The organism is Planococcus sp. MB-3u-03, from assembly GCF_002833405.1.
GTDB lineage: Bacteria > Bacillota > Bacilli > Bacillales_A > Planococcaceae > Planococcus.
On sequence record NZ_CP025135.1, the window covers coordinates 1,569,462 to 1,583,502 of the forward strand.

14 protein-coding genes, 2 pseudogenes and 1 riboswitch are annotated in these 14,041 nt (G+C 49.6%); of the genes and pseudogenes, 15 read left to right on the plus strand and 1 reads right to left on the minus strand.

What is annotated here, in order from left to right; genetic code table 11:
- Nucleotides 1-61 precede the first annotated feature (61 nt).
- The 11 genes and pseudogenes from CW734_RS09135 to gcvPB all read left to right on the plus strand — a co-directional run bounded on the left by CW734_RS09135 (nucleotide 62) and on the right by gcvPB (nucleotide 8,367).
- Entirely contained in the window at nucleotides 62-838 is a 777-nt protein-coding gene (locus tag CW734_RS09135) for an ATPase, T2SS/T4P/T4SS family (RefSeq protein WP_232787219.1), read from the plus strand.
- A complete protein-coding gene (comGB, locus tag CW734_RS09140; RefSeq protein WP_101190245.1) occupies nucleotides 810-1,853 on the plus strand; it encodes a competence type IV pilus assembly protein ComGB in 1,044 nt (347 codons plus the stop codon). Before CW734_RS09135 ends, comGB begins: the two co-directional genes overlap by 29 nt.
- Before the next feature lie 11 nt (nucleotides 1,854-1,864).
- A complete protein-coding gene (gene comGC, locus CW734_RS09145; RefSeq protein WP_101190246.1) occupies nucleotides 1,865-2,182 on the plus strand; it encodes a competence type IV pilus major pilin ComGC in 318 nt (105 codons plus the stop codon).
- The gene (locus CW734_RS09150; RefSeq protein WP_269801511.1) at nucleotides 2,176-2,403 is read left to right on the plus strand and encodes a prepilin-type N-terminal cleavage/methylation domain-containing protein; all 228 of its coding nucleotides are present in this window, start codon (nucleotides 2,176-2,178) and stop codon (nucleotides 2,401-2,403) included. The genes comGC and CW734_RS09150 overlap by 7 nt, the downstream gene beginning before the upstream one ends.
- A gap of 40 nt (nucleotides 2,404-2,443) precedes the next feature.
- Nucleotides 2,444-2,893, plus strand: coding sequence for a GspH/FimT family protein (locus CW734_RS18855; RefSeq protein ID WP_232787220.1), 450 nt, complete (start codon nucleotides 2,444-2,446; stop codon nucleotides 2,891-2,893).
- Nucleotides 2,881-3,321 carry a ComGF family competence protein gene (locus tag CW734_RS09160; protein WP_101190248.1) on the plus strand — a complete coding sequence of 147 codons (441 nt, stop codon included), beginning with the start codon at nucleotides 2,881-2,883 and terminating at the stop codon, nucleotides 3,319-3,321. Before CW734_RS18855 ends, CW734_RS09160 begins: the two co-directional genes overlap by 13 nt.
- On the plus strand, nucleotides 3,299-3,502 hold the full coding sequence (locus CW734_RS09165) for a hypothetical protein (protein ID WP_101190249.1): 204 nt from the start codon (nucleotides 3,299-3,301) through the stop codon (nucleotides 3,500-3,502). The genes CW734_RS09160 and CW734_RS09165 overlap by 23 nt, the downstream gene beginning before the upstream one ends.
- A gap of 19 nt (nucleotides 3,503-3,521) precedes the next feature.
- Nucleotides 3,522-4,046 (plus strand): shikimate kinase, encoded by a 525-nt coding sequence (locus CW734_RS09170; protein WP_101190250.1) that lies wholly within the window; start codon nucleotides 3,522-3,524, stop codon nucleotides 4,044-4,046.
- 130 nt (nucleotides 4,047-4,176) lie between these two features.
- Nucleotides 4,177-4,267: riboswitch (glycine riboswitch) on the plus strand.
- Nucleotides 4,268-4,415: 148 nt separating this feature from the next.
- Nucleotides 4,416-5,509: pseudogene (gcvT, locus tag CW734_RS19410) on the plus strand (glycine cleavage system aminomethyltransferase GcvT).
- Nucleotides 5,510-5,536: 27 nt separating this feature from the next.
- Nucleotides 5,537-6,902 (plus strand): annotated as a pseudogene (gene gcvPA, locus CW734_RS09180) (aminomethyl-transferring glycine dehydrogenase subunit GcvPA).
- A complete protein-coding gene (gene gcvPB / locus CW734_RS09185) occupies nucleotides 6,895-8,367 on the plus strand; it encodes an aminomethyl-transferring glycine dehydrogenase subunit GcvPB (protein WP_101190251.1) in 1,473 nt (490 codons plus the stop codon). The pseudogene gcvPA and the gene gcvPB overlap by 8 nt, the downstream one beginning before the upstream one ends.
- 41 nt (nucleotides 8,368-8,408) lie before the next feature.
- On the opposite strand, the gene CW734_RS09190 is transcribed toward gcvPB, so the two are convergent.
- Nucleotides 8,409-8,789, minus strand: a complete 381-nt coding sequence (locus CW734_RS09190; protein ID WP_058380884.1) for a rhodanese-like domain-containing protein — start codon at nucleotides 8,787-8,789, stop codon at nucleotides 8,409-8,411.
- A 388-nt stretch (nucleotides 8,790-9,177) separates the two neighbouring features.
- On the opposite strand from CW734_RS09190, the gene CW734_RS09195 reads away from it, so the two are divergent.
- The 4 genes from CW734_RS09195 (at nucleotide 9,178) to efp (ending at nucleotide 13,986) form a co-directional block, all read left to right on the plus strand.
- A complete protein-coding gene (locus CW734_RS09195; protein ID WP_101190252.1) occupies nucleotides 9,178-11,736 on the plus strand; it encodes a vitamin B12-dependent ribonucleotide reductase in 2,559 nt (852 codons plus the stop codon).
- A gap of 164 nt (nucleotides 11,737-11,900) precedes the next feature.
- Nucleotides 11,901-12,341 carry a type II 3-dehydroquinate dehydratase gene (aroQ, locus tag CW734_RS09200; RefSeq protein WP_101190253.1) on the plus strand — a complete coding sequence of 147 codons (441 nt, stop codon included), beginning with the start codon at nucleotides 11,901-11,903 and terminating at the stop codon, nucleotides 12,339-12,341.
- A gap of 5 nt (nucleotides 12,342-12,346) precedes the next feature.
- Nucleotides 12,347-13,405 (plus strand): M24 family metallopeptidase, encoded by a 1,059-nt coding sequence (locus tag CW734_RS09205; protein ID WP_101190254.1) that lies wholly within the window; start codon nucleotides 12,347-12,349, stop codon nucleotides 13,403-13,405.
- 20 nt (nucleotides 13,406-13,425) lie between these two features.
- Nucleotides 13,426-13,986 carry an elongation factor P gene (gene efp / locus CW734_RS09210; protein ID WP_058380880.1) on the plus strand — a complete coding sequence of 187 codons (561 nt, stop codon included), beginning with the start codon at nucleotides 13,426-13,428 and terminating at the stop codon, nucleotides 13,984-13,986.
- Nucleotides 13,987-14,041: the final 55 nt, after the last annotated feature.

Genomic DNA, 14,041 nt, shown 5'->3' on the forward strand with positions numbered 1-14,041 from the left:
ACCTCTCACTTTTGGACATGAGCGAAAACGAAAACCCCAAACCGGCTCATTCCATCTCCAGATGAATGGCCATACCCATCATTTCCGGATTTCAACATTGCCTTCCGTGATGACAAAAGAAAGCATCGTCATCCGTGTCATTCCCGACAGCACAGCGTTGTTCCTCGACGAATTGGCGGCATTCCGCGATTCGGCCAGGCTGCTCGAGAAGCTTGCCGGCGAACGGCAGGGTTTGATGCTTTTGACAGGCCCGACCGGCTGCGGCAAATCGACCACCTTGTATTCTCTCTTGCGCCATTGTTCCGAGCGGCTCAACCGCAATGTCATCACCCTCGAAGATCCTGTGGAGCGGCAAAATCCTGCCTTTCTTCAAATCCAAGTAAACGAAAAGTCGGGAATGAATTATGCGACTGGCTTGAAAGCCATTTTACGTCATGATCCCGACATCATCATGATCGGCGAAATCCGTGATGCCGAAACCGCTGAAATAGCCGTCAGGGCCGCCTTGACAGGGCATTTAGTGTTTTCAACGATCCATGCTAGGCATTCGGTCGGCTGTCTTCATAGACTCCATGATTTAGGCATTCCATACGAAGACATGCTGCAGACACTCATCGGCATCGCAGCCCAGAAAATTGTGCCGATGTATGAGGATTTGGAGCAGCTCGAGACGAAGCATCGCGCGTTGTATGAAATTTTATGCGATGAAAGTTTAGCGGACGCCATCCGTTCCGCGAAACAGCAGCAGGATTATCAATTGCCGGAGCATTTATCGTTTGGCGGACAGATCCGGGAAGGAGTGAGGATCGGTGCGCTTCATTCCGGTTTCGAATTCTAGGCGCGTGCCGTTTCGTGAACGTGGCCAATTTCTAACAAGGCTTTCGGTGTTGATGTCAGAAGGTTATTTGTTTCCTGTTGCCATGACGCTCCTTTTGCCCATGCACACAGAACGATTAGATGAAGCGCTCGCGGGCATGGACCGCATATTAAAAGGCGGCGGCAACGCAGCAGAAGTGCTAAAGTTTCTCGGATTCCGCGAGCGTGTGTTGTTTCCGGTTGAGATTGCCGAGTTTCATGGCAAACTCAGTGAAGCGATGACCGGCATCGCTGCAGGGTTCAAGCGGACCGAAGAAGTGCAGAAAAAACTGCGCAATATCCTTGTCTATCCGGTCTCGCTGTTAATTCTTACCGCTGCGTTGTTCTTGTTTTTTAGAACCAATTATGTCCCCAATCTGACTGCGTTGATTTCTTCGCTGCAGCACGGCGAAGAAGGCGAAGGGGTTCCGGTTTATTTGCTGCGCATTCCGGATGTGGCAATCGCTGCTTTCACGGCTGTTGCGTTAATAATTATTGGCTTTCGTGAATATATAAAGCGGCAGCCTGCAGAGCGTCAAATTTCACTATTGATCAAATTGCCGGTCATTGGCCCCGTAATGCGTCTTTATTGGTCGCAAATCGCTTCGCGGGAACTTGGTACGTTATTGCATAGCGGGATTTCCTTGCAGGAAGCGCTAAAATTATTGCGCGTCCAGCGGCACCACGCTATCATCAGCCAGATTGCTGAATCGTTGCACGACGAAGTCAAGACCGGTATCGCTCTGTCAGTTGCTGTTGGGCGCCATGACTTTGCGGCAAACGACATGGCGGCATTCATCCGCCACGGTGAAGCAACCGGCATGCTCGGGAAAGAATTGATGCTCTATAGCGAAGTGTTGCTCGACCGAATTGAACTGCAAGCCCAACGTTCATTGAAAATCATCCAGCCCAGTTTCTTTGTGTTGATTGCTGTTTGTATCGTTGCCGCCTATTTGGCCATTCTCTTGCCGATGTACAATCTCGTCCATACGATTTAAGGAGGAATACGATGAACAAATTAAAAAACCAACGAGGCTTTACGCTTATTGAAATGTTGATTGTCATGTTGATCATCACAGTATTGATCGCAATCGCCATCCCGAATGTCTCGAAACAGACATCAGCGGTCGATGAAAAAGGCTGCAAGGCATTCGTCCAGATGGTTCAGGGCCAAGTAGAATCTTACCGAATGGATAAAAAAGCGATACCGGCGATGGCAGATTTGGTGTCTGAAGGCTATTTAAAAACAGGTGAGACGAGCTGCCCGAACGGGGAAGTGATCAATATTTCAGTTGATGGCGTGGTGAGCTCATCAAAAGGATCCTAAAAAGCAGTTCAGGCTTTACATTGATTGAAATGCTACTGGTGTTGATGGCGGTCGGAATCAGTGCCTCACTTGTTGTGGCTTCTGCTGCATCGCTCGAAAGAAAGCGGGAAGAAGACCGTTTTTTCGCATTGCTGGAGCAAGATATTCATTATGCGCAAAGCCAGAGTTATTCACTCAGTACATCCGTAACTTTGGTTTTGGAACCACAAGCCAGGTTATGAAGTGACGTATGGATTAAGCTATCCAGGATATTCCAGGGCCATGCCGAAATCGATCCACTTGAACGCGGCCAGCAATATTCGTCAAGTATACTTCACGCCGAGTGGGTCGATTTTCCAGCCAGGCACAATGCGCTTTTCGACCAGCACCGGTGAAAGGACGGTGACAATCCATCTTGAAAAGGGCGTGTGGTGGTTTCAAAATGACAAGGGCATCTCTATGGCGGAAACGATGCTCAGCCTGTTTATGGTATTTCTCGTATTCGGTTCGCTCCTGCCGCTAGCCCATGAGATGCAGGTCAGGCTCGAACTGAAGAAAGAGCGTCTCACGGCTTATGAGACTTTGCATGAAGCGGCAAAAACCATTGCCTCTGCAGGCAGTACAGAAGGCCAGCGCTCAGTGAACGGCATCTTGTATTCCTGGCAAGCGGAAGGCCCTTGTGTTGACTACGTGGATTTTCAAGGCAAGCAGGTGCGTCTATGCATCGAGTGAACATTCGTTCATCAAAAGGATTTACGTTTCTTGACAGCCTATTGGAGTTGTTGGCATTGTCGATTATGCTGCCGCTTGCCGTCCTGTTTTATTTATTCAGCACACATTTTATGTTAGATCTGGATTCCGGCGCCACGGAGTTCCGTTTGTTTACGCTGGAGCTGCAGCAGTATCTGAATGGCAGCGAACAAATTTATATCGTGCGCGATGGGAAAGGCATGCGCATTGTCCAAGGCGCCATTGTTTACGATGTCGAATTGTACGGTAGCGTCGTACGTAAGCGGAAAAACCAGCTCGGTCATGAAATCATGCTGACCGATGTGAAAAACAGCATGTTTCAATTAGAAGGCAAGCGTTTAACCATTCAGCTGGAATTCCAAAGCGGCGCAAAAGAGGAGGTCGATTATGCGCTTGCGCTTCCTGACTAGCCAATCCGGTGCAGTCTATCCACTGTCTCTCGTGTTTTTTCTGTCCGCACTGACCTTGTTATCCCATATGGTGCTGCTTTATGCGATTGAATATCAAACTTATGATAGTTTGGAAAATGTTCATAGAAATGCTACTATACAACTACTGATGGAAATTGGGCAAAATAAAATCCCTGAGTAGGGTAGTACGGGTGGGAACAATGAACAGAATATATTTAATCGGTTTTATGGGCTGTGGAAAAAGTGCGGTCGGCAGGAGGCTAAGTTTTTTATTGAAAATGCCTTATTATGACATGGACAAAGAAATTGTCCGTCAAATGGGCATGACGATACCGGAAATCTTCGAACGTTTCGGCGAAGAATATTTCAGGAATCTCGAAACGGAATTTTTGCAAAATTTGCAACAGGATCATTGCATCATCTCTACTGGCGGCGGGGTTACGATGCGCAAAGTGAACCAGCGTCTCATGCGCCAGACAGGGCTCGTGTTATTTTTGGATGCGCCTTTCAAGGAAATTTGGCGGCGTATTCACAAAGACCCGAACCGCCCGATCGTCAGGCGCTCGACGCGCGAGGAAATCGAAGCGCTCCATAAATCGCGTTACCGCGATTACAAACGGACGGCGCATATTACCATCCGGACCGAACACCGCACGCTGCGGCAGATTACCCAATATGCTGCATTTCAAGTTAAACGGCTGAAGACGAATGATCAGCACGCATAATAACAAAACATTCGTGTTTGAGGCATTAAGGTAAAAAAGATTGCGCTTCCGTCGATTCAATGTTAGGATGTAGTCGAAGTTATACTATTCTGTATAGCGGGATGGACCAATTCAACATTGATTTGGGCGGATGATTGTACGGGGAGAGAACGCATTGGCGTCGCCGAAGGAGCAAATGAGTAAATCATGAATCTCTCAGGCAAAAAGACTCGTACAGGACGCATCTCTGGAGAATGCTGACGATGTGCAGCTACCGATGAGGAAAGCCGTTACGGTAAACTTTCAGGTGCCAGGACAGAGAATTCCCTTTTATTGTAAAGGGGATTTTCTGTCCTTTTTTGTGTGCTTTGAAAACAGGAGGGAAAGAGATTGGGACAATTGAAGCGAACACCTTTGTTTGACTCGTATGCCCGCTACGGCGGAAAGACGATCGATTTCGGCGGATGGGAATTGCCGGTGCAATTTTCTTCCATCAAGGACGAGCATGAAGCAGTCCGCACTAAAGCGGGATTGTTTGATGTTTCCCATATGGGCGAGATATTCGTCTCGGGCCCGGACAGTCTGTCTTATTTACAGAAATTGCTGACCAATGATGTATCGAAGCTTCAGGACGGCCAGGCGCAATACACGGCGATGTGCTATGAAGATGGCGGCACGATCGATGATTTGCTCGTCTACAAACTCGAAGATGAGCGCTATTTGCTGGTGGTCAATGCATCGAATATCGACAAGGATTTCGAATGGATGCAAAACATCACGAAGGCGAAGTCGAACTTGATAACGCCTCGGAACGTTTTGGCTTGTTGGCGCTGCAAGGGCCTCTGGCTGAAAAGTATTGGCTGCGTTGACGGAAGAAGATTTGTCATCAATCCGTCCATTCCGCTTTAAAGACCAAGTAGCGGTCGCTGGACAGCAAGTATTGGTTTCGCGAACTGGCTACACGGGAGAAGATGGATTTGAAATCTATGGCAGTCCAGAAGCCGTTACGGCTCTATGGGACCGGATTCTTGAGGCGGGTGAATCACAAGGCGTCGTACCGGCAGGACTCGGTGCACGCGATACGCTGCGTTTTGAGGCAGGGCTTGCGCTATACGGCCAAGAATTGTCAAAGAAATCACGCCGCTCGAAGCCGGCATCGGTTTTGCGGTCAAATTGAAAAAGAATCCGACTTTATCGGGAAACAGGCTTTAATGGATCAAAAGAAGCTGGGGTACCCCGCAAATCCGTCGGCATCGAAATGATCGACAAGGGCATCCCGCGCCATGGCTATGCGGTTTACAAGGGCGATGAGAAAATCGGCGAAGTCACGACCGGTACACAGTCGCCGACATTGAAAAGAATATCGGGCTGGCTTTGCTGGATGCTGAGCATAATGAGCTGGGCACGGAAGTGGATGTCGAAATCCGCAATAAGCGGCTTAAAGCAAAATTATCGCAGCGCCATTTTATAAACGCTCTAAATAATCCGAATAAAGAAGGGGACTGCACACGATGAAACATCGCTATCTACCAATGACTTCCCAAGATGAAAAGACATGCTCGAGACGATCGGCGTCCAATCGATCGACGAATTGTTTTCAGACATTCCTGAAAAGTACGCTTTAAAGGCGAATACAACATCAAGCCTGCAAAATCCGAATCGGCCTTGACGAAAGAATTGGCACAGCTCGCCGGCAAGAATGCGGATTCTGTCCGCTACGCCTCTTTCCTCGGCGCGGGTGTCTATGACCATTACAAACCGATCATTGTCGATCACGTCATCTCCCGTTCTGAATTTTACACAGCCTATACGCCTTACCAGCCGGAAATCTCCCAAGGGGAATTGCAGGCGATCTTTGAAATTCAGACGATGATCGCTGAACTCACCGGCATGGATATCGCGAACTCTTCCATGTACGACGGCGGAACAGCGCTAGCAGAAGCGGGCATGCTCGCAGCCGGCCAGACGCGCCGCAAGAAAATCCTCGTTTCCCGTGCTGTTCATCCGGAGTCGAGAGACGTTGTCCGCACTTATGCACTCGGCCAGTCAATCGATGTTGTAGAGGTTCCGCTCAAAGACGGCCGCACGGATAACGATGCCTTGAAAGAAATGGTCGATGAAAACACCGCGACCGTCATGGTCCAATACCCGAACTTTTTCGGTCAAATAGAAAACTTGAAGGAAATCGAACCGATCGTCCACGAGACAGGCGCTTTGTTCACGGTATCATCCAATCCTCTGGCACTCGGCGCACTTACGCCTCCAGGTAAATTCGGCGCAGATATTACAGTCGGCGATGCACAGCCGTTCGGCATTCCTGAAGCATTCGGCGGGCCTCATTGCGGCTATTTCGCCGTAACGCAGAAATTGATGCGCAAAGTTCCGGGGCGTCTTGTCGGCGAAACGACAGACGATGAAGGCAGACGCGGATTCGTATTGACTTTGCAAGCGCGCGAACAGCATATCCGCCGCGACAAAGCGACATCGAATATTTGCTCTAACCAAGCATTGAACGCCCTGGCGGCATCTGTTGCCATGACGGCGCTCGGCAAGGAAGGTACGAAAGAAATCGCGGTGCAAAACATCGCCAAAACGCAATACATGAAGCAGCAGCTGAAGAAATCCGGCTTCGAGATTGCATTTGATGGCGCCCATTTCAATGAAATTGCCGTCAAGCTCGGCTCATCGGTCAAGGAATTGAATGTGGCTTTATTTGAAAAAGGCATGATCGGCGGCTATGATCTCGGCTTGAGCTACGACGAGCTGCAAGGGCATGTGCTGATTGCGGTCACTGAGCAGCGTTCTAAAGAAGAAATCGACGCGTTTGTACAGGAAATCGATGCATTCGTGCGAGAAACGGAGGCTTCCCATGCATAAAGACAACCAGCCACTCATTTTTGAAATGACCAAACAAGGCCGTGTCGGCTACAGCTTGCCGGAACTTGATGTGCCGGAAGTGGATTTGACTGAATTGCTCGGCCAAGAACTAGTACGCGAAGAGTTTGCCGAACTGCCGGAAGTCTCGGAACTCGACATCATGCGTCATTACACAGCACTTTCAAAACGCAACCACGGCGTCGATTCCGGATTCTACCCGCTCGGCTCGTGCACAATGAAATACAATCCGAAAATCAATGAATCCGTTGCCCGTTACTCCGGATTCGCGAACATCCACCCGCTGCAGGAAGAATCGACTGTCCAAGGCGCGATGGAATTGATGTATGACCTTCAGGAACACTTGAAGGAAATTACCGGCATGGACGAAGTGACACTTCAGCCGGCCGCTGGTGCGCACGGTGAATGGACGGGCCTCATGATGATCCGTGCTTTCCACGAAGCGAATGGTGATTTCAACCGCACGAAAGTCATTGTGCCGGATTCTGCCCACGGAACAAACCCAGCTTCTGCGACAGTCGCTGGTTTCGAGACAGTGACTGTGAAATCGAACGAACACGGTCTTGTCGACCTGGAAGACTTGAAGCGCGTAGTCGGAGACGATACAGCGGCACTCATGCTGACGAACCCGAACACGCTCGGCCTTTTCGAAGAAGATATCCTTGAAATGGCATCGATCATCCACAAAGTCGGCGGCAAGCTGTATTACGACGGAGCGAATTTGAACGCGGTCATGTCAAAAGCACGCCCTGGCGATATGGGCTTTGATGTCGTCCATTTGAACTTGCATAAAACCTTCACCGGCCCGCACGGCGGTGGCGGCCCAGGATCCGGACCAGTCGGCGTCAACGCAGACCTGATCCCGTATTTGCCGAAGCCGATCCTCATCAAGACCGAGGAAGGCTTCACATTCGATTACAACCGCCCTGAGTCCATCGGGCGCGTCAAGCCGTTCTATGGCAACTTCGGCATCAATGTCCGTGCCTATACCTATATCCGCACAATGGGGCCGGACGGCTTGAAAAAAGTGACGGAATACGCTGTATTGAACGCCAATTATATGATGCGCCGCCTCGCGCCTCATTTCGATTTGCCATACGACCGCCATTGCAAGCATGAATTTGTGCTTAGCGGACGCCGCCAGAAAAAACTCGGCGTCAGAACGCTCGATATGGCAAAACGCCTGCTTGACTTCGGTTACCATCCGCCGACGATCTACTTCCCGCTTAACGTGGAAGAAGGCATGATGATTGAGCCTACCGAGACGGAATCGAAAGAAACGCTCGATGACTTTATCGATGCGATGATCCAAATTGCGCGTGAAGTGGAAGAAAACCCGGAGATCGTCCAAAATGCACCGCATACGACGGTCATCAACCGGTTGGATGAAACGAAAGCGGCTCGTAAGCCAGTTCTTCGTTATCAGAAACCTGCAGACAGCGAATGATATAAAAAAACCCCGGAAGCAATTGCTTCCGGGGTTTTTGATTATTTGGATTTAATTTTGCCTGTCCATTTTTTGAAGCCGCCCTGCAATTGGAATAATTGCTCATAGCCTTTTTTCTTCAGGAACAGTGCAACGCGTCCGCTTCTTGCCCCGTTCTGGTCATAAAGATAGACCGGTTTGTCGGCACGGATTTCCTTGTAGCGCTGGCGCAATTGCGATTGCGGGATGTTGCGCGCCCCAAGAATATGGCCGGCTGCGAAATCTTTTGGTTCCCGGACATCGATGAGCTGCGCTTTTCGGTAGCCTTGAATGAATTCTTCCTGGTTCAGATCGGTGACTGCTTTGCGGATGCGCAGGAAGGAGACGACCGCAAAGATGAGGATGGCAATGACGACACCCAATGTGATATACAATAATTCCACTGTTCTTGCCCCTTTCTATACTTACTCATTATAAGAGATATGGTGACGGATATTCAATGGCTATGTTACAGTAATCTGGGCAAATCAGAGGCAATCCTGTGAAGCATGTGGGCAGGAGGCGCGCTGTGGCTGGACTTTCAGTTGTCAAGTGCTTTCAACAGGAAAATAAATCGATTTTTGTGCTGATTAATGCGAACATACGTGTCTTTCGTCTCATTTTAACGAAAGGGAAAACGCAGAACCCTTGCCATTGCTCGATTATCCCGCCGCGCAAATTTTCCATCAGAAAAATGTTATTGCGAGTGAGTTTCAATATATAGTATCATGGGAATTGTAATAATACTATATATAGTGTTAAGCCCATATAATATAAAGGAGGATTTGTCAAATGGTTTCCGCCACACAATCCGAATATACATTAAACGTCGAGTCCCTGAACAAAGACATTGAAGCTTTCCCGCAAGTCCACGCGGTAACGAAGGACATGAAGAAAACCCATAAAGGCGTATCCCGCCTGGTCATGATTGACCGCTATTCCTTCAAGGACACTAGCAAAAGTACATTGAAGCCTGGCGATTTCGTCGTGTTGACAGTCAAGGAAGACCCGAAATTTCCAGCGCGCGGCCTCGGATATATCGTCTCGATCGACCAAGACGCGAACAAAGCACGCGTCTGGATCGAAGAAGATTACCGCAGCGCCATCGACAACCCTGAAGAAGTAGAGCAAGGCATCGTCAACCGACCGATTGATGTCATCGAAAAACCGCTCGAAGTATTTTACGAGCAAATCGCCAAACGTAATGCCACTGGGCTTTCTGCAGTCGAGAAAACCCCTGAAAAGCAAAGCGAATGGTTCACGAAATTCTATGAGCAGCTCGTTAACTTGAATTTCGTCCCTGCCGGCCGTGTGCTGTACGGGGCAGGCGCTGACACCGACGTCACGTATTTCAACTGCTACGTCATGCCATTTGTCGCTGATTCACGCGAAGGCATCTCAGACCACCGCAAGCAAGTGATGGAAATCATGAGCCGTGGAGGCGGTGTCGGAACGAACGGATCGACACTTCGCCCGCGCAATACACTGGCTCGTGGCGTCAACGGCAAATCATCCGGTTCTGTTTCATGGCTCGATGATATCGCGAAGCTGACGCATCTGGTCGAACAAGGTGGCTCACGCCGCGGCGCCCAGATGATCATGCTTGCTGATTGGCATCCGGATATCGCGGAATTCATCATTTCCAAAATGCAAAACCCGCGTATTTTGCGCTATTTGATCGAAAACAGCGAAGACGAAACGATCAAACGCCTGGCGAACGATAAATTGAAATTCAAGCCTTTAACTGAACAGGAAGAAGCGATGTATCAAGGTTTGCTCAACTACCGGACCATTCCGGGCATGGGTGGATTCAATGAAAAAATCATGCGCGATGCGGAAACGAAATTGCGCGATGGCGGCACATTCTCCGTTCATAACGAAGAATTCCTCACTGGCGCCAATATTTCCGTCACCTTGACGAAAGACTTCATGGAAGCAGTCGAAAAAGACGAAGATTTCGAATTGCGCTTCCCGGCAGTTGAATCGTATTCGAAAGAAGAAATGGCAGTTTATAACGAAGAATGGCATAAGATCGGCGATGTCCGCGATTGGGAAAAAATGGGCCATAAAGTCCGGACATACCGCGTGATCAAAGCGCGCGAACTATGGAACTTGATCAATGTATGCGCGACATATTCTGCAGAACCTGGCATCTTCTTCATCGATAATGCCAATGAAAAAACGAACGCCACTGCATACGGCCAAAAAGTCGTAGCGACGAACCCGTGTGGTGAACAACCGCTTGCGCCTTATTCCGTGTGTAACTTGGCGGCCGTCAACTTGGCACGCTTTGCAGATCCGAAAACGAAGCAAGTGGATTTTGAAGCACTCAAAGAAACGGTGCGCGTCGGTGTGCGCATGCAAGACAATGTCATCGATGCAACTCCTTATTTCTTAGAAGAAAACCGCATCCAGGCACTTGGCGAACGGCGTGTAGGCCTTGGCGTCATGGGCCTTGCTGACCTGCTCATCTATTCGGACCGTGAATACGGCTCTCCAGAAGGCAACGAGTTGGTCGATGAGATCTTCAAGACGATTGCAGTCGCAGCTTATGAAGCTTCTACAGAGCTCGCTGAAGAACGCGGCAGCTTCCCGTTCCTCGTCGGCGAAACAGATGCAGAAACGGAGAACTTGCGCCGTGCATTTACCGAAACCGGCTTTATGCAAGGAATGCCAGAAGAAATCCGTCAAGCGGTGCTCGACAAAGGGATCCGCAACTCCCATCTATTGACGGTTGCGCCGACAGGCTCGACTGGCACAATGGTTGGCGTATCGACAGGCTTGGAACCATATTATTCATTTACTTATTACCGCAGCGGGCGTCTCGGGAAATTCATCGAAGTAAAAGCGGATATCGTCCGTGAATACTTGAAGAACAACCCGGACGCGGATGAAGACAATTTGCCGCAGGCGTTCATTACGTCGATGGACCTCGCGCCTGAAGCACATGCTGATGTCCAGTGCATCATCCAGCGCTGGATCGATTCCTCGATCTCGAAAACGGTCAATGCGCCGAAAGGCTATACCGTCGAACAAGTTGAAGGTGTCTATGAGCGTCTCTACAAAGGCGGTGCCAAAGGCGGCACAGTCTACGTCGACGGCAGCCGTGATTCACAAGTGCTGACATTAAAAGCTGAAGACAATACGTTCGAAGAAGACCACCAAGAAGAAGACACTGGCAAGCGCCCGGTCGTCTTGATCGACACGATCCAAGACTTGCGCTCGACCAATGTCACGATCGGATCGGAAGTAGGGAATACTTGCCCTGTCTGCCGTAAAGGGACAGTGGAAGAAATGGGCGGATGCAATACATGCACGAACTGCGCAGCCCAATTGAAATGCGGACTGTAACAAAAAACTTCAAATAGCCGGAGCAATATTCTCCAGTGACAAAAAGCGGAAGCCAAATAGGCTCCCGCTTTTTTTATGTCCCCTCTTGAGACCGTCTTCTAGCTTGCTGCGAATTGATCGTATGCTAAAATGGAAAAGGAAAGCCAAGAAAGGGGTGCAAGGGCATGAGAGTCCTGGTGTTGAACGGTCCCAATTTGAACCGTCTCGGCAAACGCGAAAAAAAAGCGTACGGAAGTTTTACATTGCAGGAGCTGGAGCAGGAACTGGCGGATTTCGCAGAAAGTGAAGGCTTTGAGCTGATCTGCCGGCAGTCGAATCACGAAGGCGAACTGATCGACTGGATCCACGGTGCTGACGATGATGCCATTTCCGGCATCGTCTTGAATGCCGGTGCCTATACGCATACGAGCATCGCGATACGCGACGCCATCGCATCGGTCCAAGTGCCGGTCGTTGAAGTACATATTTCCAATATCCATGCACGTGAAGAGTTCCGCCACCATTCCCATATCGCGCCCGTAGCCATCGGGCAAATCGCCGGCTTCGGCAAGGACGTCTATCGGCTGGGGCTCCAGTCGCTCTTGCTTCGACAACAGAAAGGATGAAACTGATGAAATTGATAAAACTGCGCGAACAAATGCAAAAGCGGGAACTGGATTCCCTGCTGGTGACAAATCCGTACAATCTTCGTTTTATTACAGGCTTCACCGGAACGGCTGGGCTTGCGCTCATCACGCCGAATGATGCTTGGTTCATTACCGATTTCCGCTACACGGAACAGGCAGGGGAGCAAGTCAAAGAATTCAAAGTGGTCCAAGCGCAAAAAGGCTTGATTGACGAAGTGGCGCGCATTGCTACAGAAGCGGCAGTCGAGCGGCTGGCATTCGAACAGGATTATATGACCTTTGCGACCTATTCGCAGTATCAGGAAAAATTATCTGCTACGCTCGAACCGGTCAGCGGGTTGATCGAAAAGCTGCGCATGGTGAAATCGCCTGAAGAACTTGAAGTGCTAAAAGCAGCAGCCAAGATCGCCGACGATGCGTTTGAGCATATTTGCTCCTACATCAAGGCAGGGATGACAGAACTTGAAGTTTCAAATGAACTGGAATTCTTCATGCGTTCACAAGGTGCAACTTCTTCTTCGTTCGACATCATTGTCGCATCGGGCTTGCGTTCAGCATTGCCTCATGGTGTCGCATCAGACAAGAAAATCGAACAAGGCGACCTTATCACGCTTGATTTCGGTGCTTTGTATAATGGCTATGTATCGGACATCACGCGCACGGTTGCAGTCGGTGAACCATCCGACAAGCTCAAGGAAATTTATCAGGTGGTCTTGGATTCACAAGTGTTGGCACTTGAGAAAATCAAGCCGGGCATGACCGGGATCGAAGCGGATGCCATCGCACGCGATTACATCAAGTCAAAAGGCTACGGAGAAGCGTTTGGGCATTCGACCGGCCACGGCATCGGCCTCGAAGTCCATGAAGGCCCAGGACTATCGTTCCGCTCAGAAACCGTCCTTGAACCCGGGATGGCGGTCACGGTCGAACCGGGCATCTATTTGCCGGGAATTGGCGGAGTGCGCATCGAAGATGATATACTGATTACCGAAACGGGGAATGAGCGCTTGACGCATTCTTCAAAAGAGCTTCGCATTTTATAACAAACGGAGGAACTACTAATATGATTTCAGTAAACGATTTTAAAACAGGATTGACCATCGAAGTGGATAACGATATTTGGCGCGTGATGGAATTTCAGCACGTTAAACCGGGCAAAGGGGCGGCATTCGTCCGTTCGAAGCTTCGCAATTTGCGCACGGGAGCGGTCAATGAAAAAACATTCCGCGCCGGCGAAAAAGTGGCGAAAGCGCAAATCGACAACCGCAAAATGCAGTATTTGTATGCGAATGGCGATATGCACGCATTCATGGATACAGAAACTTACGACCAGATCGAATTGCCGGAAAAGAGCATCGCATATGAGCTGAAATTCCTGCAGGAAAACATGGACGTACAAGTCATCCAATACCACGGCGAAGTGCTGGGCGTCGAACTGCCGAACACAGTCGTCTTGGAAGTCGCTGAAACAGACCCGGGCATCAAAGGCGATACGGCTAGCGGTGGATCGAAACCGGCAATCTTGACAACAGGGCTCTCTGTCCAGGTGCCATTCTTCATCAACCAAGGGGATAAACTAATCATCAATACGACCGATTCTTCATACGTCTCGCGTGCCCAATAAGTAGGAAAGGCCTCTTTTAAGGGGCCTTTTTTAAAATGTCTGCCTTGCTATTTCA

Bases quoted from the DNA above. Each gene is read 5' to 3' on its own strand.
- comGC (WP_101190246.1), top strand. From the start codon at position 1,865: ATGAACAAATTAAAAAACCAACGAGGCTTTACGCTTATTGAAATGTTG.
- CW734_RS09135 (WP_232787219.1), top strand. From the start codon at position 62: ATGAATGGCCATACCCATCATTTCCGGATTTCAACATTGCCTTCCGTG.
- CW734_RS09160 (WP_101190248.1), top strand. From the start codon at position 2,881: ATGCATCGAGTGAACATTCGTTCATCAAAAGGATTTACGTTTCTTGAC.
- CW734_RS09195 (WP_101190252.1), top strand. From the start codon at position 9,178: ATGGTTTCCGCCACACAATCCGAATATACATTAAACGTCGAGTCCCTG.
- aroQ (WP_101190253.1), top strand. From the start codon at position 11,901: ATGAGAGTCCTGGTGTTGAACGGTCCCAATTTGAACCGTCTCGGCAAA.
- CW734_RS18855 (WP_232787220.1), top strand. From the start codon at position 2,444: ATGCCGAAATCGATCCACTTGAACGCGGCCAGCAATATTCGTCAAGTA.
- CW734_RS09205 (WP_101190254.1), top strand. From the start codon at position 12,347: ATGAAATTGATAAAACTGCGCGAACAAATGCAAAAGCGGGAACTGGAT.
- CW734_RS09170 (WP_101190250.1), top strand. From the start codon at position 3,522: ATGAACAGAATATATTTAATCGGTTTTATGGGCTGTGGAAAAAGTGCG.
- gcvPB (WP_101190251.1), top strand. From the start codon at position 6,895: ATGCATAAAGACAACCAGCCACTCATTTTTGAAATGACCAAACAAGGC.
- efp (WP_058380880.1), top strand. From the start codon at position 13,426: ATGATTTCAGTAAACGATTTTAAAACAGGATTGACCATCGAAGTGGAT.
- CW734_RS09165 (WP_101190249.1), top strand. From the start codon at position 3,299: ATGCGCTTGCGCTTCCTGACTAGCCAATCCGGTGCAGTCTATCCACTG.